The following is a 25226-nucleotide window of genomic DNA, read 5'->3' on the forward strand; positions in this document are numbered from 1 at the left end:
TCGCAGGTGATTTTTTAGGGCGCTGCTTAGCCTGATGACTGTAAGACGACCTCATTACAAAAAAGACGAAAGTCTCTAACGCCAAAGGAATGTTTATATGTCTAATCCGCTATTAACCTTCACGGACCTACCTCCGTTTTCACAAATCAAACCTGAGCACGTTAAGCCAGCGGTTGAGCAAGTGATTGAAGCGTGTCGCAACAAGATAGAACAAGTACTTGAAGGTAATACTTCACCAAGCTGGGACAACCTAGTTGCTCCAATTGAAGAAGTGGATGATCGTTTAGGCCGTGTTTGGTCACCAGTAAGCCACATGAACTCGGTAGTGAACAGCGACGAGCTGCGTGAAGCGTATGAAAGCTGTTTACCTCTGCTGTCTGAGTACGGCACTTGGGTTGGTCAACACAAAGGTCTGTTTGAAGCGTACAAAGCGATCAAGGCGAGCGAAGCATTCTCTGGATTAAATCGAGCTCAACAAAAAACCATTACCGATGCACTGCGTGATTTCGAACTATCAGGCATTGGTTTACCCGCTGACGAGCAGCACCGCTATGGTGAGATCAGCAAGCGTCAGTCTGAGCTGGGTTCTCAATTCTCAAATAATGTACTTGATGCAACCATGGGTTGGAGCAAGCAGGTCACTGATGTTGCTGAGTTGGTAGGCATGCCTGAATCAGCACTGGCGGCGGCAAAAGCGGCGGCAGAGGCTAAAGAGCAAGAAGGTTACCTACTGACTTTAGATATCCCATCGTACCTACCAGTAATGACTTACTGTGATAACCAAGAGCTGCGTAGAGAGCTGTACGAAGCTTACGTTACTCGCGCTTCAGACCGTGGTCCAAACGCTGGTAAGTGGGACAACACAGAGATCATCACCGAGCAGCTTAAATTGCGTCATGAGATCGCACGTATGCTTGGCTTTGGCACTTACAGCGAGAAATCTCTGGCAACCAAAATGGCAGAGACGCCAGATCAGGTTCTGGGCTTCTTGAATGATTTAGCGGTGAAAGCGAAGCCTCAAGGTGAGCGTGAAGTGGAAGAGCTGCGCCAGTTCGCTGAAAAAGAGTTTGGTGTGTCTGAGCTAGAGCTTTGGGATATTCCTTACTACAGCGAAAAACAGAAACAGCACCTATTCCAAATCTCAGATGAAGAGCTGCGCCCTTACTTCCCTGAATCGAAAGCGGTATCGGGTCTGTTTGAAGTACTGAATCGTGTATTTGGTATGACAGTGAAAGAGCGTGAAGGCGTCGACACATGGCATGAGTCGGTACGCTTCTTTGATATCTTTGATTCTAATAACACATTGCGTGGTAGCTTCTACCTAGATTTGTACGCTCGTGAACACAAGCGTGGCGGAGCATGGATGGACGACTGCCGTGGTCGTCGTATTACCGCTGCTGGTGAACTACAAACGCCAGTCGCTTACCTGACGTGTAACTTCAATAAACCGGTTGGCGACAAGCCGGCGTTGTTTACCCACGATGAAGTTGTGACTCTGTTCCACGAGTTTGGCCATGGTATCCACCATATGCTGACTCAAGTAGAAGCAGGCGCGGTTGCAGGTATCAATGGTGTGCCTTGGGATGCAGTTGAGTTGCCAAGTCAGTTCCTAGAAAACTGGTGTTGGGAAGAAGAGGCACTAGCATTCATTTCTGGTCACTTCGAAACAGGTGAAGCTTTACCAAAAGAGATGCTAGAGAAGATGCTAGCGGCGAAGAACTTCCAATCAGCGATGTTCATTTTACGCCAGCTAGAGTTCGGTCTGTTCGACTTTACGCTACACACTACTTACGATCCAGAAGTGGGCGCGCGCGTACTTGAAACACTGGCTGACGTGAAGTCTAAAGTGGCGGTACTACCAAGCCTTGATTGGAACCGTTTCTCACACAGCTTCAGCCACATCTTCGCTGGTGGTTACAGCGCGGGTTACTACAGCTACCTATGGGCTGAAGTGCTATCGGCAGATGCGTTCTCAGCATTTGAAGAAGAGGGTATCTTCAACACTGAAACGGGTAATCGCTTCCTGAATAACATCCTAGAAATGGGTGGCAGTGAAGAGCCAATGGAGCTGTTCAAACGCTTCCGTGGTCGTGAGCCTCAAATCGACGCGATGCTGCGCCATGCAGGTATCAGCGCGTAATATTGTGCTGGTCAGAATGTAAAAAGAGCCTCCTTGTGAGGCTCTTTTTGTATCGGCTTATCAATCGATTATGGGTTCACATTACGATTGATTGGGTTTTGCAGTGAGATTAGCGTCTCGGTCGATTGCACCTCATCAATTGCCTGCAACTTATCGATCAAAACGAACTGCAGCTCTTCAATCGATTTACACATCAACTTAACGAAAATATTGTAGGCACCAGTGGTGTAGTAGGCTTCAACCACCTCATCTAGGGCATTCAGTTTAGCGATTGCCGAGTGGTAATCTTTGGCTGCATTCAGGTTGATGCCAATAAAGCAACATACGTCGTAACCTAGCTTTTTCGTGTTTACCACCACTTCGGTGCGCTCAATAATGTCGGCCGATCTCATTTTCTCGATACGGACGTGAATAGTCGCAGGGCTTACGTCAAACTGCTTGGCCATCTCGGCGTAAGGCGTACGAGCATCTTCCATTAAGGTTTTCAGAATGGCACGGTCTAGGTCATCGAGACGAGCGGTAGTTGTGGACATGCTTAACCCTTAGATTTAATGAAAATATATCGGCTAGAGTACATATCATAGCCAAGGGTGATAATATTAGCAGCAACAATGATGTTAGGGTGAATTCAGTGCGATTTTGGGTGTTATTTATTGCGATGTGTTGGAGCGTATTGGCTTCGGCGCAGACAAAAGATGTATTGGTGATCCACTCCTACCATCAAGGCTTCTTTTGGACTGATGATTTCCATAAAGGGTTGTCCGAAGAACTCGATCGCGACGGGTTGTCTTACCGCGTCGTTTATCTCGACAGCAAACGCACTCAAAACCCTGAATACCTCGAGCGCGTTTACCAGCTTTATCACACCAAATTAATGCACGAAGAGTTTGCAGCGGTTGTGGTGAGTGATAACAACGCTCTTAATCTGATGAAGCGCCTAGCGTCGGATCTCGATGGAACCCCGGTTATCTTTGGTGGCATCAACCACTTCTCTCCAAAAATGATCGAAGGTTTGAACGCCACGGGCATCACTGAAGACATCGATCTGGTTGGCAACATCGAACTGATTAAGCGTCTCCAGGCGACCGTGAAAAAGGTCTACATGGTGACCGATCACTCGGTGACTGGTGAGGCCATTCGCGCGCAAATAGATCTATTCATTGAAAAAAATCCTAACTTTGCAGATTTAATTGAACACTATGTTCCAGACTCATACCAAGAACTGACGACTTTTTCGCAGCGTGCAGACTTAGGGAAAAGCTTGCTGTTTTGGGCGTATTACCGAGACGCTAAAGGTGATGTGAGTAGTGATGAAGACTGGCGTCAGCTGAACATTAAAACGCAAATGCCACTGTATATGGTGCACGACTTAGGCCTAGGTTTTGGGGCCATTGGCGGTGTGATTCAAAGCGGTGAAACTCAAGGGCGTAACACTGGTCGTGTTTTGTTGCAGGTGTTGGCGAACCCTAATGAACCGTTGCCTCCTGTGGTCGCTGGTGCTCCGGAGATTAAACTCGACTATCAACAAATATCGCGTTGGGATTTGGGTGCAGAGAACGAAGCTGCAGTAACGTTCCTTAACAAGCCTAAGCCTTTTCTGATGCGCTATCGCGATCAAATTCGCACCATAGGTTTAATGTTCCTTGGTATGTCATGCGTGATCGCCACCTTGGTGTATTACCTCAATCGTCTCAAGAAGAGCGAACGAGCAAGCCGTCAAAGCCAACGACTGTTGGAGTCGATATTCGACCAGAGCCTTCAGTTTATGGGCATTATCGATAAAGGCGGTGTGTTGCTGTCGAGTAATAGCAAGCTGCATGAGCTGCTCTACAATCAGGGCTATAAGCTAGGAACACCTTTGCAAGAACATCAGCACTGGGAAGACTCTGCCAGTGAGGTGTTGAAAGAGTATTTTGTTGAGCGAGATGATCACCCATCTTTACGCTTTGAAGCGGAGGTTTGGTGCCGAGATCGCGGTGCCATGGTATTGGATATCTCACTGAAGCCGATGCCGGGCAGCGAAGAAGGCGATATTCAGTTCTTGTTTGAAGCGCGCGATGTGACTTCACGTAAGTTGGCTGAGAACAAGCTGTTCCAGCGTGAAGCGAACCTAAAGCTCTATTACGACAAACAACCGGTGATGATGATTACCTTGGATGGCAATAACCGCATCCAACAAGTGAACCAGTTTGCCGAAGAGCTGCTTGGCTACCCACTGGATGAACTGTTAGGTCACCGTCCTAGAGAGTTCTATGTCGATGAAAACGCGATGATTCCACGTCATATCTTGTTGCAGCCACAGCACAAGATTCGTGGTGTATGGCGTCGTGATATTGAATATCGTCATGCTGATGGCAGCACGATCTGGATTCGAGAAAATATCCGTCCGCTGGTGGAGTCTGATCAGTTGTTGATTGTGGGTGAGGACATCACCGAGACACATGAGCTTTCAGAAAAGTTGGAGTATCAGGCACGCTATGATCTGCTGACTGATACCTTTAACCGCAACCACTTTGAGCAAGAGTTACAGAAGGCACTCAAAGAGGTTGAGAGCCACATGCGCACCCACGCAATGCTGTTCTTAGACCTAGACCAGCTGAAAGTACTGAACGATACCGCAGGGCATGAAGCGGGCGATGCTGCGATCTTGTTTAGCGCGCAGTTATTGGAAGAGGTACTGCCATACAATGCGGTATTGGCGCGTATGGGTGGAGACGAGTTTGCGGTACTCATCAAAGACTGTACTGAGAGAGACGCGGTGAATGTGTGTCGCAGTATCATCTCGATGATGGGCGATAATCCATTCTTGTGGGATGACATCCGACTTAACTTAACCTGCTCTATCGGTATTCGATTGATCGACCATACTGCCGCAACGCCACAAATGGTGCATGCTCAGGCAGACGCGGCGTGTCATGCTGCTAAAGAGGAAGGACGTAACCGCTATCACCTTTACCATCAAGATGATGAAGACTTACGTCGACGTCATCTAGAGATGGAATGCGTTAACCTAGTGCATGAAGCCCTAGCCAATGATCGCCTGGAGCTGTTTGCGCAGCGTATTCTTGGCTTAGATGAAGACAGCGATAAAATGCACTTCGAGATCTTGGTGCGCATTAAGAATGTGGATGGGGAATACATCTCTCCGGGTATCTTCATGCCTGCCTCTGAGCGCTACAACATCGCGCATTTAATTGACCGCCAAGTGATCGGTCAGACATTGAGTTGGTTAGAGCAACGCCCACATCTGATTGATGACTTAGGGATGTGTTCTATCAACCTTTCTGGTCACTCGATGGGCAATCGAGAGTTTGTTGAGTTCTTGATTGAAAGCTTGAGTAACTCGTCGATTCCGTGTCATAAAATCTGCTTAGAGATCACCGAAACAGCAGCGATGAGCAACATGAAACAGGCGATCAAGTTCTTCACTCGAATCAAAGACCTTGGTTGTATGATTGCGCTCGATGACTTCGGTTCTGGTTTATCGTCGTTTGGTTACTTGAAGAAGCTGCCAGTCGACATCGTTAAGATCGATGGCCTGTTCGTGCGTGATATTGATGTCAATGAGATGGACCATGTGATGGTTCGCTCTATCAATGATCTAGCCAAGCAGATGGGTAAGCACACAGTGGCCGAGTTCGTTGAAAACACCCAGATCATCGACAAGTTGATTGAACTCGGTGTGAACTACGCACAGGGTTATATCATTGGTCGACCTAAGCCACTTGCTGAGCTGGTTGATGAACTTCAGCAAGAACGAGCGTTAGAAAACGCAAACTAACTAGGCCTTGTGTACAGCCTTGTTTTAATCTCGTGACTTTCGGTGCTAATAGTTTGCACCGCTAATATGTATTGTTGAGGCAATCAGGTAAACTGGTTGCCTCTTTTGTTTTGAATACTACTGTCTGTTGGAGACGACCTTGCAACTACAACTGATTTGCGAAGATGCTACCCAAATCGATCATCTGAATGACTTAGCGACCCGTTGGAATTTATCTCACGATGAAAACAGCGAATTTGCTTTGGTGCTGACTAGCGAGCGACTTGAGCTGCGCAAAGTAGACGAGCCCAAACTAGGCGCTATCTTCGTTGATCTAGTTGGCGGCGCGGTTGGTCATCGACGTAAGTTTGGTGGTGGCAAAGGCCAAGCTATCGCCAAGGCGGCAGGTTTAAATAAAGGCGCTACGCCAACCATTCTTGATGGTACGGCTGGCCTAGGGCGCGATGCATTTGTACTGGCTTCCCTAGGTTGCAAGGTCCAGATGGTCGAGCGTCACCCTGTTGTTGCAGCGCTGCTTGATGATGGATTACAGCGTGCACAGCAAGACCCTGATATCGGTGGCTGGGTTAGCGAGCGTATGAAGTTGATTCATGCTTCAAGTCATGATGCGCTGGATAAGCTTAGCGACGCCCCTCACTTTGAGCAACCGGATGTGGTGTATCTAGATCCAATGTACCCACACCCAGAGAACAAAAAGAAATCGGCTCTGGTTAAAAAAGAGATGCGCGTATTCCAATCTTTGGTCGGTGCAGACTTAGATGCCGATGCTCTATTGGCGCCTGCAATGAAGCTCGCATCAAAGCGAGTTGTGGTCAAAAGACCCGATTATGCGGCTTGGTTAGATGAGCAAAAACCGAGTATGGCGATCGAAACCAAAAAGAACCGTTTTGACGTGTATGTGAAAGCATCAATGACTTAGCGATGCGCTAAGAAAATTTCCCGTCATAAATACGATAAATTGCCATTTAACACTTGCGATAGTCGAGTTACGGATGTATATCTAACTAAGAATCATTATTATTCTTAGCTGGAGTTGTAGCATGGCTAAACGCTTTTGTAAGTTAAACCGTCGAGACATTACCGAACACCTAGGCGAGATCCACAGCTTGGTTACTGAACCTAAGTTTGTGTGCCGCTCTTGTGCACGTTCATCGGCGGACGAAGCGAACCTATGTAAACCAACAGCAATTCCACCGCTCGGTTGTCAGAATAAGCCAGCTGAAGAGAAGGCGGCTTGTGGTCTGTTAGCCGAAACGCTACCAAAGCCTGAAGTCACCTTGGCAGAGATGCCTGACTCATCATTACAGATGTTTGACCCAGCCGTTGCTCTTGGAGACGCAGACAAACAAGCGTCACCGAAAAAAGCCAAACTGAAAAAACGCATCGCTAACGCGAGTGGTGATGAGAAATCAGAACTGAAGCGAGCGAAGAAAGCGGCTAAGAAACAAGAGAAATACAATAAGAAGCTGGCGAAGATGATTAAGAAGCAGCAAAAGCTGTTTAAGAAAAGCCAGAAACTGGAAAGTGAATTGGAACGCATCAACTTACGACTTGATGATGTAGCTTTCACTGAAAACCAGGCTGTGGTTGTGAATCATATTCACTAACACCAACTGTTGAACATTATTCAACACGTTAGCCAGATCTAAAAAGAGCGACCTTAGGTCGCTCTTTTGCTTTTTGTCTCCGAAGAGAACTTGGCCGCGCTGGCGCATAAAAATTTGTTAGGCGTTCGCCGCGGATCTCGCCACACGCTTTTTCACCCACGTCTCATTCACGATGAGAGAAAGCAAGATAACCCCGCCGCCAATCGATAGTCGTACCAAATCAACGTCTCGGTTCCAGATCAGGATGTTCACCACCAAACCAGCAGGCACCAACACGTTATTCATTACGGCAAGTGCACCTGCGTTTACCATGCATGCGCCTTTGTTCCACATAAAGTAACCCAACCCAGAAGCAATTAAGCCAAGGTAGATTAGGATTCCCCATTGCAGTGAAGTGGTTGGTAGTTTTTCAGGGTTGCCTAGAAGCATGAACGCAACCGAAGCCACGCACAGAGCGCCTAGGTAGAAATAACCAAATACCGTATGTTGAGGAAGCTCTGTCGACTCCTTCTCCATCACCACTTTGTAGCCCACCTGACCAATCGCAAAGCAGAGGTTTGCACCTTGCACGACAAGGAAGCCAACCAAAAAGTTGTCGTTAATTCCAGCGAACTTAATGAATACTGCGCCCAATACCGCAATCGCAGCCGTGACTAAGTACCAAGGTGAAAATTGTCCTTTGAGGAAGTCATAAATCAGAGTGACATAGATTGGAGTAAAGACGGTAAATAGCAGCACTTCCGGTACGGATAACAGCAAAAAAGATTGATAGTAGAAGCAGTACATCAGGCCAAGCTGAATACCACCAATCGCCATCAATTTAGCGATCAACTTACCAGGGATGCCACGGAACTTCAGGAAAGGAAGAAAGACGATACCTGCTAGCGCAACACGCATCAAAACAGAGAACCAAGAATCAACCTGACCAGCAAGGTAGACGCCAATCAGGCTAAAAGAGAAGGCCCATAGGAGGGTAACACCAGCTAAATAGCTCATAGTAAAACTTCGTTATTAAGAGATGAGCTGTATGTTACCTAACCTTAAATCATTAGTCTTCTGAATCTCTTAGAGGCACGACCAGCATATCAACCGGAGTGGCGTTGATCAGTTGTCGTGTAGAAGAGAGCAGTTTGCTCCAAAAGTCCTGATGGTGACCACACACCACTAAATCAACGTTGTATTCGGTGATGGTATCGCACAACTCATGGCTCAAATCGCCGCTACCCACAAGCGTGTGAGTGATCGGGTATTGAGCATGTTCAGCAAAGTTTTGTAGCTGAATACGAGACGCTTCCATCGCGTTGTGTTGGGTTTCTGCCATGTTGATGTCAATCAGCCCGGTATAGAGCTCGGCATAGTTAATATCGATATGGATAAAAGAGACTTTGGCTTCTAATGGCTTTGCCAATGCTACCGCTTTATCCACAATTAATTTGCTGTCATCTGATAAATCGACCGCGACCAAAATATGTTTGTAACTCATATCGCTACCTCCTTTATTCATTGTCTGATTAAAGATTAGCACTATACGATGCCTTTTTTTGCTGAAGTGATCTCATATCCATCGTCTTGCGTAATGAAGGTTCGAAATATCGGCTAACTAATGGTCAGCGAGAAATTAATAAAATAGTGATATAGTAGAGAAAATTGAGGATGTACTTAGGAGTCTTAAATGCTGTCACAAACTATGGTTGAGCAACTGAACGAGCAAATTAATCTAGAATTTTTCTCATCCAATCTATACTTACAAATGAGTGCTTGGTGTGAAGACAAAGGATTTGAAGGTGCAGCAGAGTTTCTGCGTGCTCATGCGGTAGAAGAAATGGAACACATGCAGCGTCTTTTTACTTACGTAAGTGAAACAGGTGCAATGCCAATTCTGGGTGCGATTGAAGCACCAAAACATGAATTTGAAAGCCTTGGCGCAGTATTCCGTGAAACCTACGAACACGAGCAGATGATTACTGAAAAGATCAATAAGCTGGCTCACGTTGCTTTCAGCACACAAGACTACTCAACCTTTAACTTCCTGCAATGGTACGTTGCAGAGCAACACGAAGAAGAGAAGTTGTTTAAAGGTGTATTGGATAAGCTAGAACTTGTTGGTGAAGACGGTAAAGCACTGTTCTTTATTGATAAAGACCTAGCGCAATTGGCAAAAGATGGTTCATCTTCAATCATGGATGCTCCTGCAGCCTAGGCTGTAAGAAAAAGACTCTGATTATCTTTTTCTTTTGAGTTTTCCTTTGAAGATGTAGGGAGGAAAGGATGATCAGCGGCGACACTATTCTATTTGCACTAATGGTTGTGACTTGTGTGAACTGGGCGCGCTACTTTACGGCGCTACGAACGCTTATTTATATTATGCGAGAAGCACATCCTCTACTTTATCAACAAGTAGATGGAGGTGGGTTCTTCACAACTCATGGCAATATGACCAAACAAGTTCGCTTGTTTAGTTACATCAAAAGCAAAGAGTACCACCATCACCACGACGAGGTATTTACCTCTAAATGTGATCGAGTGAGGGAGCTATTCATACTTTCTTCGGCTCTGCTTGGTGTGACGTTAGTGGCCGCCTTCATCGTCTAGGCAACCAACGTGTGTGATTAGAGCGTCGGTTATTTTCACGTTGGACTTTGATATACGCTAGTTAGTGTATGAAGTTTGTACGGTCGAACACCAATTGCAAAGTTTAAAATTGCCGCTAGAATAGCGGGCAATTAGTAAGGATGTGCTGTTAATGCACATCCTTTTTTATTGATGGCATTTTGAGAACAGGGCGTCCTCAAGATGCAAAATGAAGAAAGCAGAACCGCAATGAGTGAAAAATTTGATGTAATCGTGATTGGTGCGGGCGCCGCAGGCTTAATGTGTGCCGCGGAAGCTGGTAAACGTGGCCGACGAGTGCTGGTGGTTGATCATGCTAAAAAGCCAGGCAGAAAAATTTTAATCTCAGGTGGTGGTCGTTGTAATTTCACCAACTACGATGTGTCTGCGAATAACTTCCTGTGTAAAAACCCTCACTTCGTAAAGTCAGCTTTGTCTCAATACACTAACTGGGATTTCATCTCTATGGTGAGCAAGTACGGCATTGAATTCGAAGAGCGCGATCATGGTCAGCTATTTTGTGTGAATGACCATACAGCAAAAGATATTGTTAGCATGCTGCTTGAAGAGTGTCAGCAAGCGAAAGTTGAGCAACGCTACCGCTGCGACGTTCACTCTATCGAAAAGACCGACTCTGGCTTCAAGATGCACCTAAATACCGACCAAGTTGAATGTGATTCACTGGTGGTAGCGACTGGTGGTTTATCGATGCCTAAGCTGGGCTCAACGCCATTTGGCTACAAGATTGCGGAGCAATTTGGTTTGTCCGTCATGCCGACCACAGCAGGCTTAGTGCCGTTTACGCTGCATAAAGAAGACAAAGAAGACTTCGCCGAGCTTTCTGGTATTGCGATTCCTGCTGAGATTACAGCGCAAGATGGGACCTTATTTAAAGAAGCGCTGCTGTTTACGCACCGCGGTCTATCTGGCCCTTCTGTACTGCAAATCTCTTCGTTCTGGGAAGCGGGTCAATCGGTTTCAATTAACCTAGTACCTGAAGTCGATGTGGCTGAGTTATTGGCTAACTCTCGCGAGAAGCATCCAAACCAGAGCTTAAAGAACACACTAGCAAAAGCACTACCAAAGCGTTTTGTTGAAGTGTTGATTGACCGTAAAGAGCTTGAAGACAAACCGCTTAAGCAGTTCACCGAAAAGCAGCTTAATGGCATTGTTGAGCATCTAGAAAACTGGAAAATCGCACCAAATGGCACTGAAGGTTACCGTACGGCGGAGGTTACTCTTGGCGGCGTGGATACCGATCACCTGTCTTCAAAAACCATGGAATGTAAGAACATCAAAGGCTTGTTCTTCGTTGGTGAGGTGATGGACGTAACGGGCTGGCTTGGTGGTTACAACTTCCAATGGTGTTGGAGCTCAGGCTTTACTGCTGGACAGTGGGTGTAGCTAACAATTTATACGCAATAGCGATGGACTCATAATGACGACCATCGCTGCTGTTCAATACCGTACTAGACGTTGCCGAAAGCTAAGGGCTTATGATGCTTTGCTTGTTGGTGGGTTGCTTAGTTCTACACAACGCCCTCGATATAAAATCTCACTGTTTGGATCGCGATTAGCGGTCACTAGCAGTTCAGAACTGTTTTTAAGTGTTTGCCACTCAGTTGGCGACATATAACGGATGTTATTTACATTTTCCAGGCTATCAATGAGTTTGAGCTCACCAGTATTTCCGTCCCTCATCCATACCATTGCTCTATCCATAGGTACTTTCGCCATCGCACGGTTTCTCTGCATGCGGATACTTGATTGCCCGGGCTTTTCTCCTTGGTAGGCGACCAAAGCAAAATGGTCTTTTTGGCTCTCAGAAGACATCATGGCCAAGTAACTAATAGGGCGCACCTGCGCGATTTCTGTTGGTTGCGAGGTTGGTGATACAAAAGGTTGTAGCGACAACCCTATGAGCAGAGAAAAAGCCATGCTAATAGGGATCCACCACCAACGAATAGTTTGAGTCTGCTTCGGTGGTTTGATTGTTTGGGATGCGATGTTTTTCCATACTTGGCGTGACGGAGGTTTCAAGTTGCCTTCAGAATGTGCCATGTCGATTGCTGGGGTTAAGCTAGACAAATGCTGATGCCAAAGGTCGATGTGTTCCCACCAAATGGGGTCTGATCGCATGAGGGTTTCCAATCTTTTTCGTACGAGTGGCGTTAATGTTCCCAGAACGTATTCGCCGGCAAGTTTATCTCTTAGCTCTTGATTTTGATAACGTGCGTTTTTTAATGGGTTAGGCATCGTTTTAGCTCCTGTAAACCTCGGCGAATCCACGATTTCACTGTGCCAAGTGGAGTGCTCACATGGTGGACGATCTCTTGATGGCTCATCCCGTGCTGATAGGCCAAGATAATCGCATTCCTTTTTTCTTCAGCGAGCGAGTTTAGGCAGTATGATAAGTTGGCTCCTGAGTCAGATGTTACTTCGAGAGCGATCTCTTCGGGGGGCTTTACCAGTTGTTCTTCCCCTCGATTGTTCCGCTTTCTAATTTCATCTATAGCGAGGTTTCTCATACTTTGGCATAACCAAGCCCAAGGGTGATTTACTGGATATTGCTGGTTGTTGTGCCAGAGCTTTACGAATCCCTCTTGAAGTATATCCGCTGCAACGTGTTCGTCTTTTACGACGCCGAGGATAACGTTAAAAAGCCGGGTGCTGGTCAACTGGTATAGCGCTTCGAACGCAGCTTGGTCTCGAAGCGCTACTTGGGAAAGCAGTAAACCTATCTTATGTTTATCGGTGTTCACGCTTTCCTCATTATTGTTCTACAATGTGCCAGACTTGTTTTACGCCATTCCCGCTAGTGTCGCCGGGCTTTTGGTCTTTAATCCAACGATAAAGCGGTTTGTTGTGGTATGTCCATTGATATGAGTCGTCGTTGCGCTGAGTCACACCAAATCCTCCCGTCAGCTTTAGATTTTCTATCCCCTTTTGAGTTATCTCTGTATTCACAAGAGCAGGTGGCCACTTAGAAGCGCAATCATCGTAGCAAACGGATTGGTTTGGCTTATCTTTATCAAAGGTATAAAGGGTCTGATTGTGGCTATCGACTAGATAACGTTGCTTACCATCATTGAATAGTCTGATGGTGACATCATCCGCACGGGCTAGCGGCCAAACGCCTTTGATGCCTGCACCTGTGATATCTCCTTTCTGGGAGTCCTGATGCCAGCGATAAAGTGGTTTTCCGTTCAAAGCCCATTGTTTGTTGCCGTCTTCTCTTGTGATTTGGCTGAAGTCTGCCAGCATGTCGAAGTGCTCGCTGGATTGTGCGGTTTCGAGAACGGGCGGCCATAACTTTTCACATTGGTCAGTACATACAGATTTCCCAACTGGATCTTTGCTAAAGGTATAAAGTGACTTGCCTGAGGCATCAGTGTACACCTCTCCAACTGACGTAGTTGTTGTTGGCGCAGCAAAACTAGTTGGGGTGATCAGTAATGCCGAAAATAATAGTTTTTTCACAGTCGTTTTCCTTATTAACGAGTCCAACCTTCGCGAGTGAAAAAGGTTTCTCCCTCACTGCTGTTAACGAAATCAATGAAAGCTTGAGTTTGTGGATCTGCACCTTTTGCCTTTGCTAGGGTGAGATCTCGGTAGATGCGTCTTTCTGGCTCAATTTCTACATAGTCGACTTTATCGGCATGGTTGAGCGGCCAGTGAATCCAAGTGATCCACGCATCAGCCTTTTGTTGTTGAAAAGCTTTGAAACTTGCTCCGCTGCCTTTAGCGTAAGCAATGATTTTTTTGCGAAAGTTCTGTACGTCAGCCAGTGAGCCTATGCGTCCTGCTACGTCTTCCCAAACGCCTGTACCGGAAGTGTTGTAAACCCCTAGACCTTCAGTCACGACTATTCGTGCTGGTTTTTCGAGTAGATCTTTAATCCCATTGATATTTTTTGGGTTCCCCTTTGGGACCGCAATCACTGCACGGCGCAAGTACACTGGCTCTACATCTTGATCGGTAATAAAGGGGTAGGTTTCAACAAAAGCACTCATGGATTGTTCCGAGGATCCAAAGATTAGGTCAGCATTTTGCTGTGCGTCTTTCGTCCACTTTGATTCAGGCCCAGCGATCACGTTTACCGTCACCTTACTTTTTTTACTGAAAGCTTCTGCGGCATGACGAAGCGCGGTGTCGGGGCCTCCTGGGCCATAGATATTGATTTCTCCATCTTGAGGTTGATGGGTGATGTCTGAATCAAGTTGGGGTGAAGCGAGTGCTGAAGTGTTCGCAAGCAGTATGCTTAGGCCTACAGTAGTTAGTTTAAGTTGCATCTTTTCTCCTAATCTAAACTCAAAATGCTTACAAGAGACGCAAGAGCTCACCGATTGGATGCAGTAAAGGTAAATTTTTTTGTTCAGCCTTGTTATTTAGGTCGTGATTTTATTTTTTCTCAATGAGATAGAGGGTGTAGTTGAGGGGCAAAGAAGTGGATAGTTTGCGATTTTAGGTGCCAGCCTTGAGAGGGTAGGCACCTAACAATGTTTACCAAGAGAAGAGGTTAGCAAGCGATGTTTTATAATGAGCCTGATCTATTTACTTACTTTGATTTGTTGAATCACCAAACCAGCAATAATCAGCACTAAACCAAACAGGGTTGATGGGTGAATTTCTTCGCCGATAATGGTGGAAAGTAGCATCAAAGAGATAAAAGGTGAGGCGAAAATCAGGTTGCTGATGCGTGCCGTGTTGTTGGTTAACTTCAATGCCGATAGCCACAACACAAAGGTAATTCCCATCTCAAACAAGCCAACGTAAGTCACCGCCATCCAACCTTTCGCCGTGATTTGGCTAAAGCTTTCGCCCTCGAAAATGGTTAAACCAATCGCGAAGGGTAACGCCACTAAGAATCCAAGTAGTACACCAACCACAGGATCAGCCTTGTTTTTGGTGTTAAGGATCCAGTAGCCCGCCCACAGTAGGGTTGAAAGCAGTGCTAGCGCAACACCAAGTGGGCTATCGAACTGCATACCTAGTACATCGCCTTTGGTAGCAATTACAACCACACCCGCATAACTGAAGGTACAAGCCACCCAATCTTGCTTGCGAACCCTTTGTCCCAGAAAAACCGCTGCCATCAGCGTTAGCGTGATAGCCCAGCTGTAGTTGATGGCCTGAGCTTGAGAAGCTGGCAGCAGGTCGTATGCTTTGAAGAGAATCAGGTAGTAGGCCAGCGGGTTAACCAAACCAAGCAGTAGGTAGTACCAAGGGTTTGATAGGAATGTTGTGCTTAGCTGAGAAAGCTTACCTTGAAAGGCGCAGACCGCGATTAGCGCAGTCGACGACACAATGCTGGCAATGGTCAGCATTTGAATAGGTGAAAACTCAGCAAGGGTCAGCTTAAAAGCAGTAGCGACCGTTGACCACAGCAGCACTGCGGAAAGGCCAAAGCCCAAGGCACGACGTTCATTCATGGTAACTCATTCTAATTGGGTGGGACTGAACACGGAGCGCTTAGTCTATCTGTCGAATTTTAATACGGCAAACTGGACATTTATCCAGTATCAAAATACCATTTAATGAGTTATTTCCAATTAGGCTAAATCATTATCATGCAATGGATTATCGAACATCAGGCAACGCTTATTGCTGCAATTTCTGGCGCACTCGTCAGTGGCGGCGTCGTGGGTTGGTGGGTTAAACAGAAACTCTCTTTTCAGCAGCGATTGCTCGAGCAGCAACTTGAGTCTGATCGTTTGTTGCATGAATCTCAGCAGTCACAGCTCAAATCCTCCTTGGCAGAGGCACAGCAAGAGCTCGATGAAATGGATGACGAGCGAGACAAAGCCGCATTTGAGCTTAAACAAGCACACGGTAAGGTGATGGCGGCGATGGAAAAGCTTCGCTACTTCGAAGCGGTCAAACAAGAACGACAGCAGTATGCCGATGAGATTAACGTACTGAAAGACCATAAGTCGGAGTTGGAGGCTGAACTCCGTGAGCAAGAAGCAAGGCACGATCAAGAGAACCTTGCTAACAGTGAAAAGCTGCAGCTCTTAGAGCAGGCTGAATCACGCCTAAAGCAGCAGTTCGAGCATCTTGCCAATCAGCTGTTTGAAACCAAAACTGCTAAGGTCGATCAACAAAACAAGCAGAGTTTAGAAGGGTTACTCTCACCGCTGAGAGAGCAACTAGAAGGCTTTAAGAAGCAGGTTAACGATAGCTTTAGCCAAGAAGCCAAAGAGCGTCATACCTTAGTACATGAATTGAAAAACCTGCAGCGCCTTAATGAAAGTATGACTCGCGAAGCGGTTAACCTGACTCAGGCGCTCAAGGGTGACAACAAACAGCAAGGTAACTGGGGGGAAGTGGTGCTGGCTCGTGTGCTTGCGGAGTCAGGCCTGCGAGAAGGGCACGAGTACCAAACGCAAGTGAACCTACAGAATGATGCAGGTAAGCGCTATCAGCCCGATGTGATAGTCCATTTGCCACAAGATAAGCAAGTGGTGGTGGATTCTAAAATGGCATTGGTCGCGTTTGAGCGCTACTTCAATGCTGAAACTGATCAGCAGCGTGATGTCGCATTGCGTGATCACTTGGTCTCACTGAGAGCGCACATCAAAGGTCTGAGCCAGAAGGATTATCACCAGCTTAAAGGCATCCAAAGTTTGGATTACGTATTGATGTTTATCCCAGTTGAACCTGCATTCCAAGTGGCGATTCAAGCTGACCCTAGCTTGGTGAAAGACGCGATGGAGCAAAACATCATCTTAGTCAGCCCTACTACTTTGCTGGTGGCACTGCGCACCATTGATAACTTGTGGCGCAATGAAAGACAGAACCAGAACGCGCAGGTGATTGCCGAGCGCGCAAGCAAGCTTTACGACAAACTGCGCCTGTTTGTCGATGACATGGAAGGTCTTGGTAGCTCGCTAGATAGAGCCAATCAAAGCTATCAAGGCGCCATGAACAAGCTAGCAACAGGTCGCGGTAACGTGATTCGTCAGGCTGAAAGTTTCAAGCAATTGGGCGTTGAGGTGAAGAAACCTATCTCTATTGGCTTGGCAGAAATGGCGCAAAATGAGGCTTTTTCAGAAAATGCCTCCTTAGTAGAAAGACAACCCGCTGAGGATAAAGTAAACTAATCGGCCGCAGCGCCTCTAAACACAGAGTGTGCTGTCGATGAGAACTTACCATGGTAGATAACAGCATTATGGACACAAGCGTGCAGACAAATTCAGCAGTAGAGTCAGAAACCACACACTTTGGTTTCGAAACAGTCGCGAAAGACGAAAAAGTCGCGAAAGTAGCAGAGGTATTTCACTCTGTAGCCGCTAAATACGACATCATGAATGACTTAATGTCGGGTGGTGTTCACCGTTTGTGGAAACGATTCACGATTGATTGCAGTGGCGTTCGCCCTGGTCAGCGTATTCTAGACCTTGGTGGTGGTACTGGTGACCTGACGGCGAAATTCTCGCGCATCGTTGGTGAAAAAGGCCACGTAGTTCTTGCTGATATCAACAATTCAATGCTGAATGTTGGCCGCGATAAACTGCGTGATAGCGGTATTGTTGGCAACGTACATTACGTACAAGCGAATGCTGAAGAGTTGCCTTTCCCAGACAACTACTTCGATTGCATTACTATCAGTTTCTGTCTGCGTAACGTAACCGATAAAGACAAAGCACTGCGCTCTATGTACCGTGTGCTTAAGCCGGGTGGTCGCCTATTGGTTCTAGAATTTTCTAAGCCAGTACTTGAGCCACTTTCAAAAGTATATGATGCGTACTCATTCCACCTATTGCCAAAAATGGGTGAGTTGATTGCTAACGATGCAGACAGCTACCGTTACCTTGCTGAATCTATCCGCATGCACCCAGACCAAGAAACGTTGGAAGGCATGATGCAAGAAGCGGGCTTTGAGAATACGAAATACTACAACCTAACGGGCGGCATTGTAGCGCTGCACCGAGGTTACAAGTTCTAGTTGAACTTGGTAGCAAGCGCTTTGAGCGTGTTAGATAGAAAATAAGAATAAAGATAGAACGGATAGGTTAAGGCTTATCCGTTTTCAAAGGTAAGGACAGTCATGCCATTTGATCCATTGGTAACCGCGGTTATTGAAACCTCTTTGAATACGCTAGTAAACGACGATCCAGCACTGGTTCGTCGTTTGTCTCGTTTAAAAGGGCAGATCATTCAAGTCAATTTGAAAGAGTTGAATAAAACACTTACGTTCGTTTTTAGCCAACAAATTGATGTGTTGTCAGAATACGAAGGGCAACCTGATTGCTACTTATCTTTGAATCTATCTGTATTGCCAGAACTCCGTGAACAATCGAATATTACTAAGCTTATCAAGCAAGATAAGCTGATTTTGGAAGGTGATATTCAGTTGGCACAGAAGTTTTCTCAGCTGATGACAGACTGCAAACCCGACTTGGAAGAGTGGTTGTCTCGCGTGACAGGTGATGTGGTAGCTCATACCTTGGTGCAAGGCGTTAAGAACGTTGGTGGCCTTGTGGCAAAGCAGGCAACAAAACATCAGAATCACTTCGCTCAGGTTCTGACTGAAGAGTGGAAAATTGCTCCTGCGCCATTAGAGGTGGCACATTTTTGCGATCAGGTTGATGACGTAAAAAGCTCAGCTGCACGCCTTGAAGCTAAGTTGAACGCTCTGTTGGAGAAAGCATGACCCCAACAGAACTGAAACGTCTTTATCATATTATCAAGGTACAGTTGGAATATGGCCTTGATGAACTGATGCCAGAGCACCAATTGACCAAAGCGCCTTTGTTGGCGAGAAAGTCACTGTTTTGGATTAAGAACAAGCACAAAGATAAAGAGTTAGGGCATCGTCTACGCTTGGCTTTGCAAGAGCTAGGGCCAGTGTGGATTAAGTTTGGACAGATGATGTCGACACGTCGTGATCTGTTCCCCCCTCATATCGCTGATCAGTTGGCACTTTTACAAGACCAAGTGGCGCCGTTTGATGGTGAATCGGCTAAGCAAGATATGGAGAAGGCTCTGGGTGGCAGTTTAGATAACTGGTTTACCGACTTTGATATTGAACCACTTGCTTCAGCGTCCATCGCTCAGGTGCATACTGCGAAGTTAAAAGAGAACGGCCGAGAGGTGGTTCTGAAGGTAATTCGACCAGATATTCGCCCGGTGATTGATGCAGATCTAAAACTGATGCATCGAATGGCGAGTATAGTCGCTAAGTCACTTCCTGAAGCACGTCGTTTAAGACCGGTTGAGGTGGTTCATGAGTACGAAAAAACCTTAATTGATGAATTGGACCTACGCCGAGAGGCTGCAAATGCCATTCAACTGCGTCGTAATTTTGAAGGCAGTGAAGAGTTATACGTTCCTGAGGTGATTCCTGATTTAAGCAGCGAAACCTTGATGGTGTCAGAGCGTATTTATGGTATTCAAGTGTCGGATGTCGAGACTTTGAAAGCCAACGGCACCAATATGAAATTGCTGTCGGAACGTGGTGTGACGGTATTCTTCACCCAGGTATTCCGAGACAGTTTTTTCCATGCAGACATGCACCCGGGCAACGTATTCGTTAACCCAGATAACCCAGATAATCCTCAATGGATTGGTCTCGATTGTGGCATTGTCGGCACGTTAAGCAGCGAAGATAAACGTTATTTAGCGGAAAACCTGCTGGCTTTCTTCAACCGAGATTATCGTAAAGTTGCAGAGCTGCACGTTGATTCGGGCTGGGTACCTCATGATACCAACGTTAATGACTTCGAGTTCGCGATCCGCATGGTGTGTGAGCCGATTTTTGCCAAGCCACTCGGTGAGATCTCATTTGGTCATGTGTTGCTAAACTTATTTAATACAGCAAGGCGTTTCAACATGGAGGTTCAGCCTCAGTTGGTACTGCTAGAAAAGACCTTGTTGTATGTTGAAGGGTTAGGTCGTCAGTTGTATCCACAACTCGATTTGTGGGAAACCGCAAAGCCTTTCCTTGAAACTTGGATGATGAATCAGGTGGGGCCGCAAGCTGTGATTAACGCAGTCAAAGAGCGCGCGCCATTCTGGGCAGAAAAACTGCCAGAGCTGCCAGAGTTACTTTATGACAGCTTGCGCCAAGGTAAAGCGATGAACCATAGAATGGATCAGCTTTATCAAGGTTACCGAGAGAGTAAGCGTCAGCAAGCAACTGGAAAGTTTTTGTTTGGCGTTGGAGCCACTTTAGTCGTATGCTCCGCAATATTAGTTTCAAGCCCTTATGAGCAGCTATCTATGGGCTGTGGCATCGCAGGTGTCACATTTTGGCTGCTTAGTTGGCGAGCTTACCGTCGTTAGACAGTAGACTCTCTTTATATCTTTTTGTGTAGACAGACCCGAGGACAATGACAATGGGTGGTATCAGTATTTGGCAACTTCTAATCATTGCTGTAATTGTAATTTTGCTATTCGGAACGAAGAAACTGCGCGGTATGGGTGGTGACTTAGGTTCAGCGGTTAAAGGCTTCAAGAAAGCAATGAGCGATGATGAAAAGCCTGCAGATAAGAAAGACGCAGACTTCGAACCAAAGAATATTGAACAGCAGAAGACAGAAGCGACTGCTGAAACAAAGAAAGACAAAGAGCAGGCGTAAATCGTGTTTGATATCGGTTTTTGGGAACTGGTATTAATATCTGTCGTTGGGTTAGTGGTTCTAGGGCCTGAGCGTTTGCCTGTGGCAATTCGCAGTGTATCCAAGTTTGTGGGTGCGGCGAAAAGTATGGCAAACAGTGTGAAAGATGAACTTTCTCACGAGCTTAAGGTGCAAGAGCTACAAGAAAACCTACGCAAGGCGGAACAAATGGGTATGGAAGATTTATCTCCAGACCTTAAAGCGTCAGTCGATGAACTTAAGCAGGCCGCTGCTGAAGTTCAACGTCCATACGCTAAGCCTGAGTCTGATAAGCCAAGTGAGACTAAACCTAGTGTCACGGAAACTGGGGAATCTGAAACCATTCAGGTGAACAGTGAAGCTTCAGCACCGTCAGATAAGAAAGCCGAATAGTCTCGCAAGGAGGGGGCGCCAGGTACATGCGGCTCCTTTTCGATCTTCCTGTTTAAGAGGTTTGAAATGTCTTCGACTGAGCAGACACAGCCTTTAATTAGTCACCTTCTAGAACTCCGCAATCGACTACTACGTTCGATTCTTGCCGTTTTAGTGGTGTTTATCGGGCTAATTTATTTTGCTAATGATATTTATGAATTCGTATCAGCACCTTTGGTAGATCGTCTACCTGAAGGGGCGACGATGATCGCAACCGATGTTGCATCGCCATTTTTCACACCTTTAAAACTAACGTTAATTGCTGCTGTGTTTGTTGCGGTGCCGTTTATTTTGTATCAGGTGTGGGCTTTTGTGGCTCCGGGTTTATACAAGCATGAGAAGCGCTTGATCATGCCACTTTTGGCTTCAAGTTCTCTGTTGTTTTACTGTGGTGTGGCGTTTGCTTACTTCGTGGTATTCCCATTGGTATTCAGCTTCTTTACGGCTATCTCGTTAGGGCAGGTAGAGTTTGCGACGGACATATCGAGTTATCTTGATTTTGTACTCGCACTGTTCTTTGCTTTTGGTATTGCCTTTGAAGTACCAGTGGCGATTATCTTGTTGTGTTGGACGGGTGCAACGACACCTAAAGCGCTAGCCGAGAAGCGCCCTTACATTGTCGTGGGTGCTTTTATTATCGGTATGATGCTGACACCACCAGATATGATTTCTCAAACACTGTTGGCGATTCCAATGTGTATCCTGTTTGAGATCGGTCTGTTCTTCGCTCGCTTTTATGTGCGTAAGCCTGATGCTGATGAAGAAGAAGCGGAATCGTAAGTCAGAGCTCTGCAGCAAAAATCAAAGAATAAAAAAAGCGGCCCTAGGCCGCTTTTTTTATTCTTCTTCGTTATCGAATTTTCAACTGATAGCCACAGTTCTGACATACATAGAGCTCTTTAATGCCCAAGACTTTATGCCATAGAGTTCGATGCTGACGTTGTAAGTATTGTGAGTGGTCACACATTATTAACTACCTCTATATGCTGGCGGTTGATAATATACATGTCACCCTGTTTTAACAAATGAATTTTATTGAAAACAATAGAAATTGGTTATCTATATTATTTATAAATTAAACAATGATTTAGCGTTGGCTGTTGTGATTTTTTCAACCTCTTCTAGAGTGATGCCTCTTAGCTCTGCAATGCGCTTTGCGACTAACTCTGTGTACGCAGGTTCATTGCGTTTACCACGGTTTGGCGCTGGCGCTAAGTAAGGGCAGTCTGTTTCTAAGATAACGAAGTCCATATCAAGGTGTGGAATCACCTTATCCATACCTGAATTCTTAAAGGTCGACACCCCCCCTAAACCAAGGTGGAAGCCGAGCGCATTGATCGCTTGAGCTTCTTCTAGGCTACTGCCAAAGCAGTGAAATACACCACGTAAGCTGCCGTCTTGTTCTTGTTTTAGCAGAGTCAGGGTCTCTTCTATTGAATCGCGAGTGTGGATCACCACCGGCAGGTCGAGCTCTTTTGCCCACTGCAGTTGGGTAACGAAAGCCATCTCTTGTTCGGCTTTAAAGGTTTTATCCCAGTAGAGGTCGATACCGATTTCACCCACTGCGATAAAGTCGCGTTTATCGAACCAAGCGCGAATGGTCTTTAGCGTTTCTTCAATATTTCCATCCACATAACAAGGGTGTAAGCCCATCATTGAACGACATACTTCCGGAAATTGAGCTTCCGTTGCTAGCATTGGCTCGATAGATTCTAGGTCGATGTTTGGTAGTAGAATCGTATCAATACCTTGAGCCAGTGCGCGCTGCACTACCTGTTCGCGGTCTTCATCGAATTCGCTAGCGTAAATATGAGCATGAGTGTCGATCATTGTTTTGTCCTGAATGCGGTCTTTACTGAGTTGCCATGAGTATACGGCAGTGTGAGGAGAAGGTCATTTTTTGCCATTTCTCCCTGTTTTTGAGTGGGTTTTATATTTTACTGCTAGCGTCCTGAGCCATCAGTGATATGCTTTTGCCTGTATTTAGCACTTTTCATATCTGAGTATTTCGGTACTTAGACTAGGCAAGGAGAATCTAGTGTCTGTTTCAATTCAAGGTCAATACCCAGGTCGCCGTATGCGCCGTATGCGTAAGCACGACTTTAGCCGTCGCCTAATGGCAGAAAATCAATTGTCTGTGGATGATCTAATCTACCCAATGTTTATCCTAATGGGTAAAGACCGCCGCGAGCCTGTAGAGTCTATGCCGGGTGTTGAACGCCTGTCGATCGACCTTATGCTTGAGGAAGCGGATTACCTTTCTAAATTGGGTGTTCCTGCGATTGCTCTATTCCCAGTCGTGAACCAAGATGCTAAAAGCTTATGCGCGGCTGAAGCCCATAACTCTGAAGGTTTGGTTCAGCGTGCTGTACGTTCACTAAAAGAACATGTGCCGAACATTGGTGTTATCACAGATGTCGCGTTAGACCCGTTCACCACACATGGCCAAGATGGCATCATCGATGAAGATGGCTACGTGATGAATGATGAGACAACAGAAGTGCTGATCAAACAGGCGCTGTCTCACGCTGAAGCGGGTGCTGATGTGGTTGCCCCATCGGATATGATGGATGGCCGTATCGGTAAGATTCGTGAAGCGTTAGAAGAAGCGGGTCACATTCACACCCAAATCATGGCGTACTCTGCGAAATACGCGTCGTGCTACTACGGCCCATTCCGTGATGCTGTCGGCAGTGCATCTAACCTGAAAGGTGGTAACAAGAAGAACTACCAGATGGATCCTGCAAACAGTGATGAAGCCATTCACGAAGTCGCTATGGACCTTAACGAAGGTGCGGACATGGTGATGGTTAAACCGGGCATGCCTTACCTAGATATCGTGCGCCGCGTGAAGCATGAGCTGCAAGCTCCGACGTATGCATACCAAGTGTCTGGCGAATACGCGATGCACAAAGCGGCGATTCAAAACGGCTGGCTGAAAGAGCGCGATACAGTTATGGAATCACTACTGTGCTTTAAGCGTGCTGGTGCGGATGGCATCCTAACTTACTTTGCTAAAGATGTCGCTGAGTGGCTAGCTGAAGACAATGCAAAGGCCGCAGAGCACCTAAGAGAAAAGTAACGACTTTAGGTTAAGCTAAAAGAGTATTTAAAGGGTTGGCCGTCGTGCCAACCCTTTCGTTTATGAGGGGGGAAAGTATGTCAGTCATCGTACGTGAAGGCTCGCTGGAAGAAGTGGTTGCGGTTGTTGAGCAGATTAACGAGTTTGCTCAAAAAGAGAGTGTGGCTTCTCTTTCACAACGCTTATCAGACAAGAAGAGTTTGATTTTGGTCGCGGAAGAAGAGGGTGTGCTACTGGGGTTTAAGATCGGCTATGAATTGGAACCGAACACTTTTTACAGTTGGTTTGGTGGTGTATCGCCGCTCGCGAGAAACAAAGGAGTCGCACAGGCTCAATTAGATGTGCAAGAGCAGTGGGTGAAACAACAAGGCTACCAACAACTCAAAGTGAAATCGCGTAATCAGTTTCCTGCTATGCTGCGCCTATTACTGAGGAATGGTTACCAAATCGAAAAACTGGAAGAAAAAGAGGATATTCGAGAGCATCGTATTCATTTCGTGAAGCAACTATCGGCATAAGTAACTTCTCGAATTCGTGGCATTAATCAGTCAAATGAAATTAAATGAGATTTATTATCATTTAGTGGTTGACTATTAAATGAGAATCATTATTATTAAACCTGTCTTAGGGAATGAGGAAATGTTCACAAGGATGTTAAGTAATCGAGTATCAACTTGGTTACCCAACAGAATTCTCGCGAACTTGTACTAAGTTCTTTTTGACACGACATTGCTCACATTGCTTCCAGTGTAATTTATAGCTTTTAGGTACAGCTGTGGTATTCAATTTGAATGGCTTTACCGGTTTTTGCTAGGCGACATCTTCGGGTGTCGCTTTTTTTATGCCTACCATTTCAACAAGATGCATATTTAGTGGCACGTATTTTTATGAATAAAACGCCATCAGCATTCTTTTCCACAACGCAAGATCTTAAAAAGATCGTTGATCATCTGTTCGATCTGTAAATTTTTAC

At 46.0% G+C, this 25226-nt stretch carries 25 protein-coding genes; 16 read left to right on the forward strand and 9 right to left on the reverse strand.

All coding sequences use genetic code 11. The features are described 5' to 3' along the window. Window positions 1-97: 97 nt before the first annotated feature. Window positions 98-2140: an oligopeptidase A gene (gene prlC, locus JC606_RS05880; protein WP_198778209.1), complete on the forward strand. Its 2043-nt coding sequence runs from the start codon at window positions 98-100 to the stop codon at window positions 2138-2140. Between the two features lie 68 nt (window positions 2141-2208). Here prlC and asnC read toward each other — a convergent pair whose 3' ends face one another. Further along, entirely contained in the window at window positions 2209-2673 is a 465-nt protein-coding gene (gene asnC / locus JC606_RS05885; protein WP_008218581.1) for a transcriptional regulator AsnC, read from the reverse strand. A gap of 125 nt (window positions 2674-2798) precedes the next feature. On the opposite strand from asnC, the gene JC606_RS05890 reads away from it, so the two are divergent. The 3 genes from JC606_RS05890 to JC606_RS05900 all read left to right on the forward strand — a co-directional run bounded on the left by JC606_RS05890 (window position 2799) and on the right by JC606_RS05900 (window position 7528). Further along, entirely contained in the window at window positions 2799-5921 is a 3123-nt protein-coding gene (locus JC606_RS05890; RefSeq protein WP_198778237.1) for an EAL domain-containing protein, read from the forward strand. Between the two features lie 139 nt (window positions 5922-6060). Next, the gene (locus JC606_RS05895; RefSeq protein WP_198778210.1) at window positions 6061-6840 is read left to right on the forward strand and encodes a class I SAM-dependent methyltransferase; all 780 of its coding nucleotides are present in this window, start codon (window positions 6061-6063) and stop codon (window positions 6838-6840) included. A 121-nt stretch (window positions 6841-6961) separates the two neighbouring features. Next, window positions 6962-7528 carry a hypothetical protein gene (locus tag JC606_RS05900; protein WP_198778211.1) on the forward strand — a complete coding sequence of 189 codons (567 nt, stop codon included), beginning with the start codon at window positions 6962-6964 and terminating at the stop codon, window positions 7526-7528. 117 nt (window positions 7529-7645) lie between these two features. Here the strand turns inward: JC606_RS05900 and JC606_RS05905 are convergent, their stop codons facing one another. Both JC606_RS05905 and uspA read right to left on the reverse strand, forming a co-directional pair. Then, on the reverse strand, window positions 7646-8524 hold the full coding sequence (locus tag JC606_RS05905; protein ID WP_102425213.1) for a carboxylate/amino acid/amine transporter: 879 nt from the start codon (window positions 8522-8524) through the stop codon (window positions 7646-7648). A 52-nt stretch (window positions 8525-8576) separates the two neighbouring features. Continuing rightward, on the reverse strand, window positions 8577-9011 hold the full coding sequence (gene uspA / locus JC606_RS05910; protein WP_004740958.1) for a universal stress protein UspA: 435 nt from the start codon (window positions 9009-9011) through the stop codon (window positions 8577-8579). A gap of 189 nt (window positions 9012-9200) precedes the next feature. Here uspA and ftnA point away from each other — a divergent pair, with 189 nt between their 5' ends. The 3 genes from ftnA (at window position 9201) to JC606_RS05925 (ending at window position 11542) form a co-directional block, all read left to right on the forward strand. Next, on the forward strand, window positions 9201-9728 hold the full coding sequence (gene ftnA / locus JC606_RS05915) for a non-heme ferritin (RefSeq protein ID WP_004740959.1): 528 nt from the start codon (window positions 9201-9203) through the stop codon (window positions 9726-9728). A gap of 68 nt (window positions 9729-9796) precedes the next feature. Further along, on the forward strand, window positions 9797-10120 hold the full coding sequence (uspB, locus tag JC606_RS05920; RefSeq protein ID WP_198778212.1) for a universal stress protein UspB: 324 nt from the start codon (window positions 9797-9799) through the stop codon (window positions 10118-10120). Window positions 10121-10348: 228 nt separating this feature from the next. Beyond that, window positions 10349-11542, forward strand: a complete 1194-nt coding sequence (locus tag JC606_RS05925; RefSeq protein WP_198778213.1) for an NAD(P)/FAD-dependent oxidoreductase — start codon at window positions 10349-10351, stop codon at window positions 11540-11542. A 90-nt stretch (window positions 11543-11632) separates the two neighbouring features. On the opposite strand, the gene JC606_RS05930 is transcribed toward JC606_RS05925, so the two are convergent. The 5 genes from JC606_RS05930 to JC606_RS05950 form a co-directional block, all read right to left on the reverse strand. Next, window positions 11633-12394, reverse strand: a complete 762-nt coding sequence (locus JC606_RS05930; protein WP_198778214.1) for a hypothetical protein — start codon at window positions 12392-12394, stop codon at window positions 11633-11635. Continuing rightward, complete coding sequence (locus tag JC606_RS05935) at window positions 12379-12900, reverse strand: RNA polymerase sigma factor (protein ID WP_198778215.1); 522 nt, start codon at window positions 12898-12900, stop codon at window positions 12379-12381. Before JC606_RS05935 ends, JC606_RS05930 begins: the two co-directional genes overlap by 16 nt. 10 nt (window positions 12901-12910) lie before the next feature. Next, window positions 12911-13618 (reverse strand): hypothetical protein, encoded by a 708-nt coding sequence (locus JC606_RS05940; RefSeq protein ID WP_198778216.1) that lies wholly within the window; start codon window positions 13616-13618, stop codon window positions 12911-12913. A 14-nt stretch (window positions 13619-13632) separates the two neighbouring features. Further along, complete coding sequence (locus tag JC606_RS05945) at window positions 13633-14430, reverse strand: substrate-binding domain-containing protein (protein ID WP_198778217.1); 798 nt, start codon at window positions 14428-14430, stop codon at window positions 13633-13635. 258 nt (window positions 14431-14688) lie between these two features. After that, window positions 14689-15570, reverse strand: a complete 882-nt coding sequence (locus tag JC606_RS05950) for a DMT family transporter (RefSeq protein ID WP_137406378.1) — start codon at window positions 15568-15570, stop codon at window positions 14689-14691. A gap of 138 nt (window positions 15571-15708) precedes the next feature. On the opposite strand from JC606_RS05950, the gene rmuC reads away from it, so the two are divergent. From rmuC to tatC, 7 genes are all read left to right on the forward strand, one after another. After that, entirely contained in the window at window positions 15709-17241 is a 1533-nt protein-coding gene (gene rmuC, locus JC606_RS05955) for a DNA recombination protein RmuC (protein ID WP_137406377.1), read from the forward strand. Window positions 17242-17306: 65 nt separating this feature from the next. Next, on the forward strand, window positions 17307-18086 hold the full coding sequence (ubiE, locus tag JC606_RS05960) for a bifunctional demethylmenaquinone methyltransferase/2-methoxy-6-polyprenyl-1,4-benzoquinol methylase UbiE (protein ID WP_032554326.1): 780 nt from the start codon (window positions 17307-17309) through the stop codon (window positions 18084-18086). 102 nt (window positions 18087-18188) lie between these two features. Next, window positions 18189-18794 (forward strand): ubiquinone biosynthesis accessory factor UbiJ, encoded by a 606-nt coding sequence (locus JC606_RS05965; protein ID WP_004740977.1) that lies wholly within the window; start codon window positions 18189-18191, stop codon window positions 18792-18794. Beyond that, on the forward strand, window positions 18791-20425 hold the full coding sequence (gene ubiB / locus JC606_RS05970; RefSeq protein WP_137406375.1) for a ubiquinone biosynthesis regulatory protein kinase UbiB: 1635 nt from the start codon (window positions 18791-18793) through the stop codon (window positions 20423-20425). The genes JC606_RS05965 and ubiB overlap by 4 nt, the downstream gene beginning before the upstream one ends. Window positions 20426-20478: 53 nt before the next feature. Next, window positions 20479-20721 (forward strand): Sec-independent protein translocase subunit TatA, encoded by a 243-nt coding sequence (gene tatA, locus JC606_RS05975; RefSeq protein ID WP_008218506.1) that lies wholly within the window; start codon window positions 20479-20481, stop codon window positions 20719-20721. Between the two features lie 3 nt (window positions 20722-20724). Continuing rightward, window positions 20725-21132 (forward strand): Sec-independent protein translocase protein TatB, encoded by a 408-nt coding sequence (gene tatB / locus JC606_RS05980; protein ID WP_198778218.1) that lies wholly within the window; start codon window positions 20725-20727, stop codon window positions 21130-21132. 66 nt (window positions 21133-21198) lie between these two features. Continuing rightward, on the forward strand, window positions 21199-21951 hold the full coding sequence (tatC, locus tag JC606_RS05985) for a twin-arginine translocase subunit TatC (protein ID WP_102425553.1): 753 nt from the start codon (window positions 21199-21201) through the stop codon (window positions 21949-21951). 288 nt (window positions 21952-22239) lie between these two features. Here the strand turns inward: tatC and JC606_RS05990 are convergent, their stop codons facing one another. Further along, window positions 22240-23001: a TatD family hydrolase gene (locus JC606_RS05990; RefSeq protein ID WP_008218500.1), complete on the reverse strand. Its 762-nt coding sequence runs from the start codon at window positions 22999-23001 to the stop codon at window positions 22240-22242. A 208-nt stretch (window positions 23002-23209) separates the two neighbouring features. Between JC606_RS05990 and hemB the strand changes: the two genes are divergently transcribed. Then, on the forward strand, window positions 23210-24253 hold the full coding sequence (gene hemB / locus JC606_RS05995) for a porphobilinogen synthase (protein ID WP_198778219.1): 1044 nt from the start codon (window positions 23210-23212) through the stop codon (window positions 24251-24253). 77 nt (window positions 24254-24330) lie between these two features. Then, on the forward strand, window positions 24331-24771 hold the full coding sequence (locus tag JC606_RS06000; RefSeq protein ID WP_198778220.1) for a GNAT family N-acetyltransferase: 441 nt from the start codon (window positions 24331-24333) through the stop codon (window positions 24769-24771). Window positions 24772-25226: the final 455 nt, after the last annotated feature.

The organism is Vibrio sp. IB15 (genome assembly GCF_016406055.1).
Taxonomy (GTDB): domain Bacteria; phylum Pseudomonadota; class Gammaproteobacteria; order Enterobacterales; family Vibrionaceae; genus Vibrio; species Vibrio chagasii.

Coding starts and splice junctions, on each gene's coding strand:
- tatA (WP_008218506.1), top strand. CDS start 20,479: ATGGGTGGTATCAGTATTTGGCAACTTCTAATCATTGCTGTAATTGTA.
- JC606_RS05925 (WP_198778213.1), top strand. CDS start 10,349: ATGAGTGAAAAATTTGATGTAATCGTGATTGGTGCGGGCGCCGCAGGC.
- JC606_RS05905 (WP_102425213.1), bottom strand. CDS start 8,524: ATGAGCTATTTAGCTGGTGTTACCCTCCTATGGGCCTTCTCTTTTAGC.
- JC606_RS06000 (WP_198778220.1), top strand. CDS start 24,331: ATGTCAGTCATCGTACGTGAAGGCTCGCTGGAAGAAGTGGTTGCGGTT.
- JC606_RS05945 (WP_198778217.1), bottom strand. CDS start 14,430: ATGCAACTTAAACTAACTACTGTAGGCCTAAGCATACTGCTTGCGAAC.
- JC606_RS05950 (WP_137406378.1), bottom strand. CDS start 15,570: ATGAATGAACGTCGTGCCTTGGGCTTTGGCCTTTCCGCAGTGCTGCTG.
- JC606_RS05900 (WP_198778211.1), top strand. CDS start 6,962: ATGGCTAAACGCTTTTGTAAGTTAAACCGTCGAGACATTACCGAACAC.
- JC606_RS05930 (WP_198778214.1), bottom strand. CDS start 12,394: ATGCCTAACCCATTAAAAAACGCACGTTATCAAAATCAAGAGCTAAGA.
- uspA (WP_004740958.1), bottom strand. CDS start 9,011: ATGAGTTACAAACATATTTTGGTCGCGGTCGATTTATCAGATGACAGC.
- ubiB (WP_137406375.1), top strand. CDS start 18,791: ATGACCCCAACAGAACTGAAACGTCTTTATCATATTATCAAGGTACAG.
- asnC (WP_008218581.1), bottom strand. CDS start 2,673: ATGTCCACAACTACCGCTCGTCTCGATGACCTAGACCGTGCCATTCTG.
- JC606_RS05965 (WP_004740977.1), top strand. CDS start 18,189: ATGCCATTTGATCCATTGGTAACCGCGGTTATTGAAACCTCTTTGAAT.
- prlC (WP_198778209.1), top strand. CDS start 98: ATGTCTAATCCGCTATTAACCTTCACGGACCTACCTCCGTTTTCACAA.
- rmuC (WP_137406377.1), top strand. CDS start 15,709: ATGCAATGGATTATCGAACATCAGGCAACGCTTATTGCTGCAATTTCT.
- JC606_RS05990 (WP_008218500.1), bottom strand. CDS start 23,001: ATGATCGACACTCATGCTCATATTTACGCTAGCGAATTCGATGAAGAC.
- uspB (WP_198778212.1), top strand. CDS start 9,797: ATGATCAGCGGCGACACTATTCTATTTGCACTAATGGTTGTGACTTGT.
- tatC (WP_102425553.1), top strand. CDS start 21,199: ATGTCTTCGACTGAGCAGACACAGCCTTTAATTAGTCACCTTCTAGAA.
- JC606_RS05890 (WP_198778237.1), top strand. CDS start 2,799: ATGTGTTGGAGCGTATTGGCTTCGGCGCAGACAAAAGATGTATTGGTG.
- ftnA (WP_004740959.1), top strand. CDS start 9,201: ATGCTGTCACAAACTATGGTTGAGCAACTGAACGAGCAAATTAATCTA.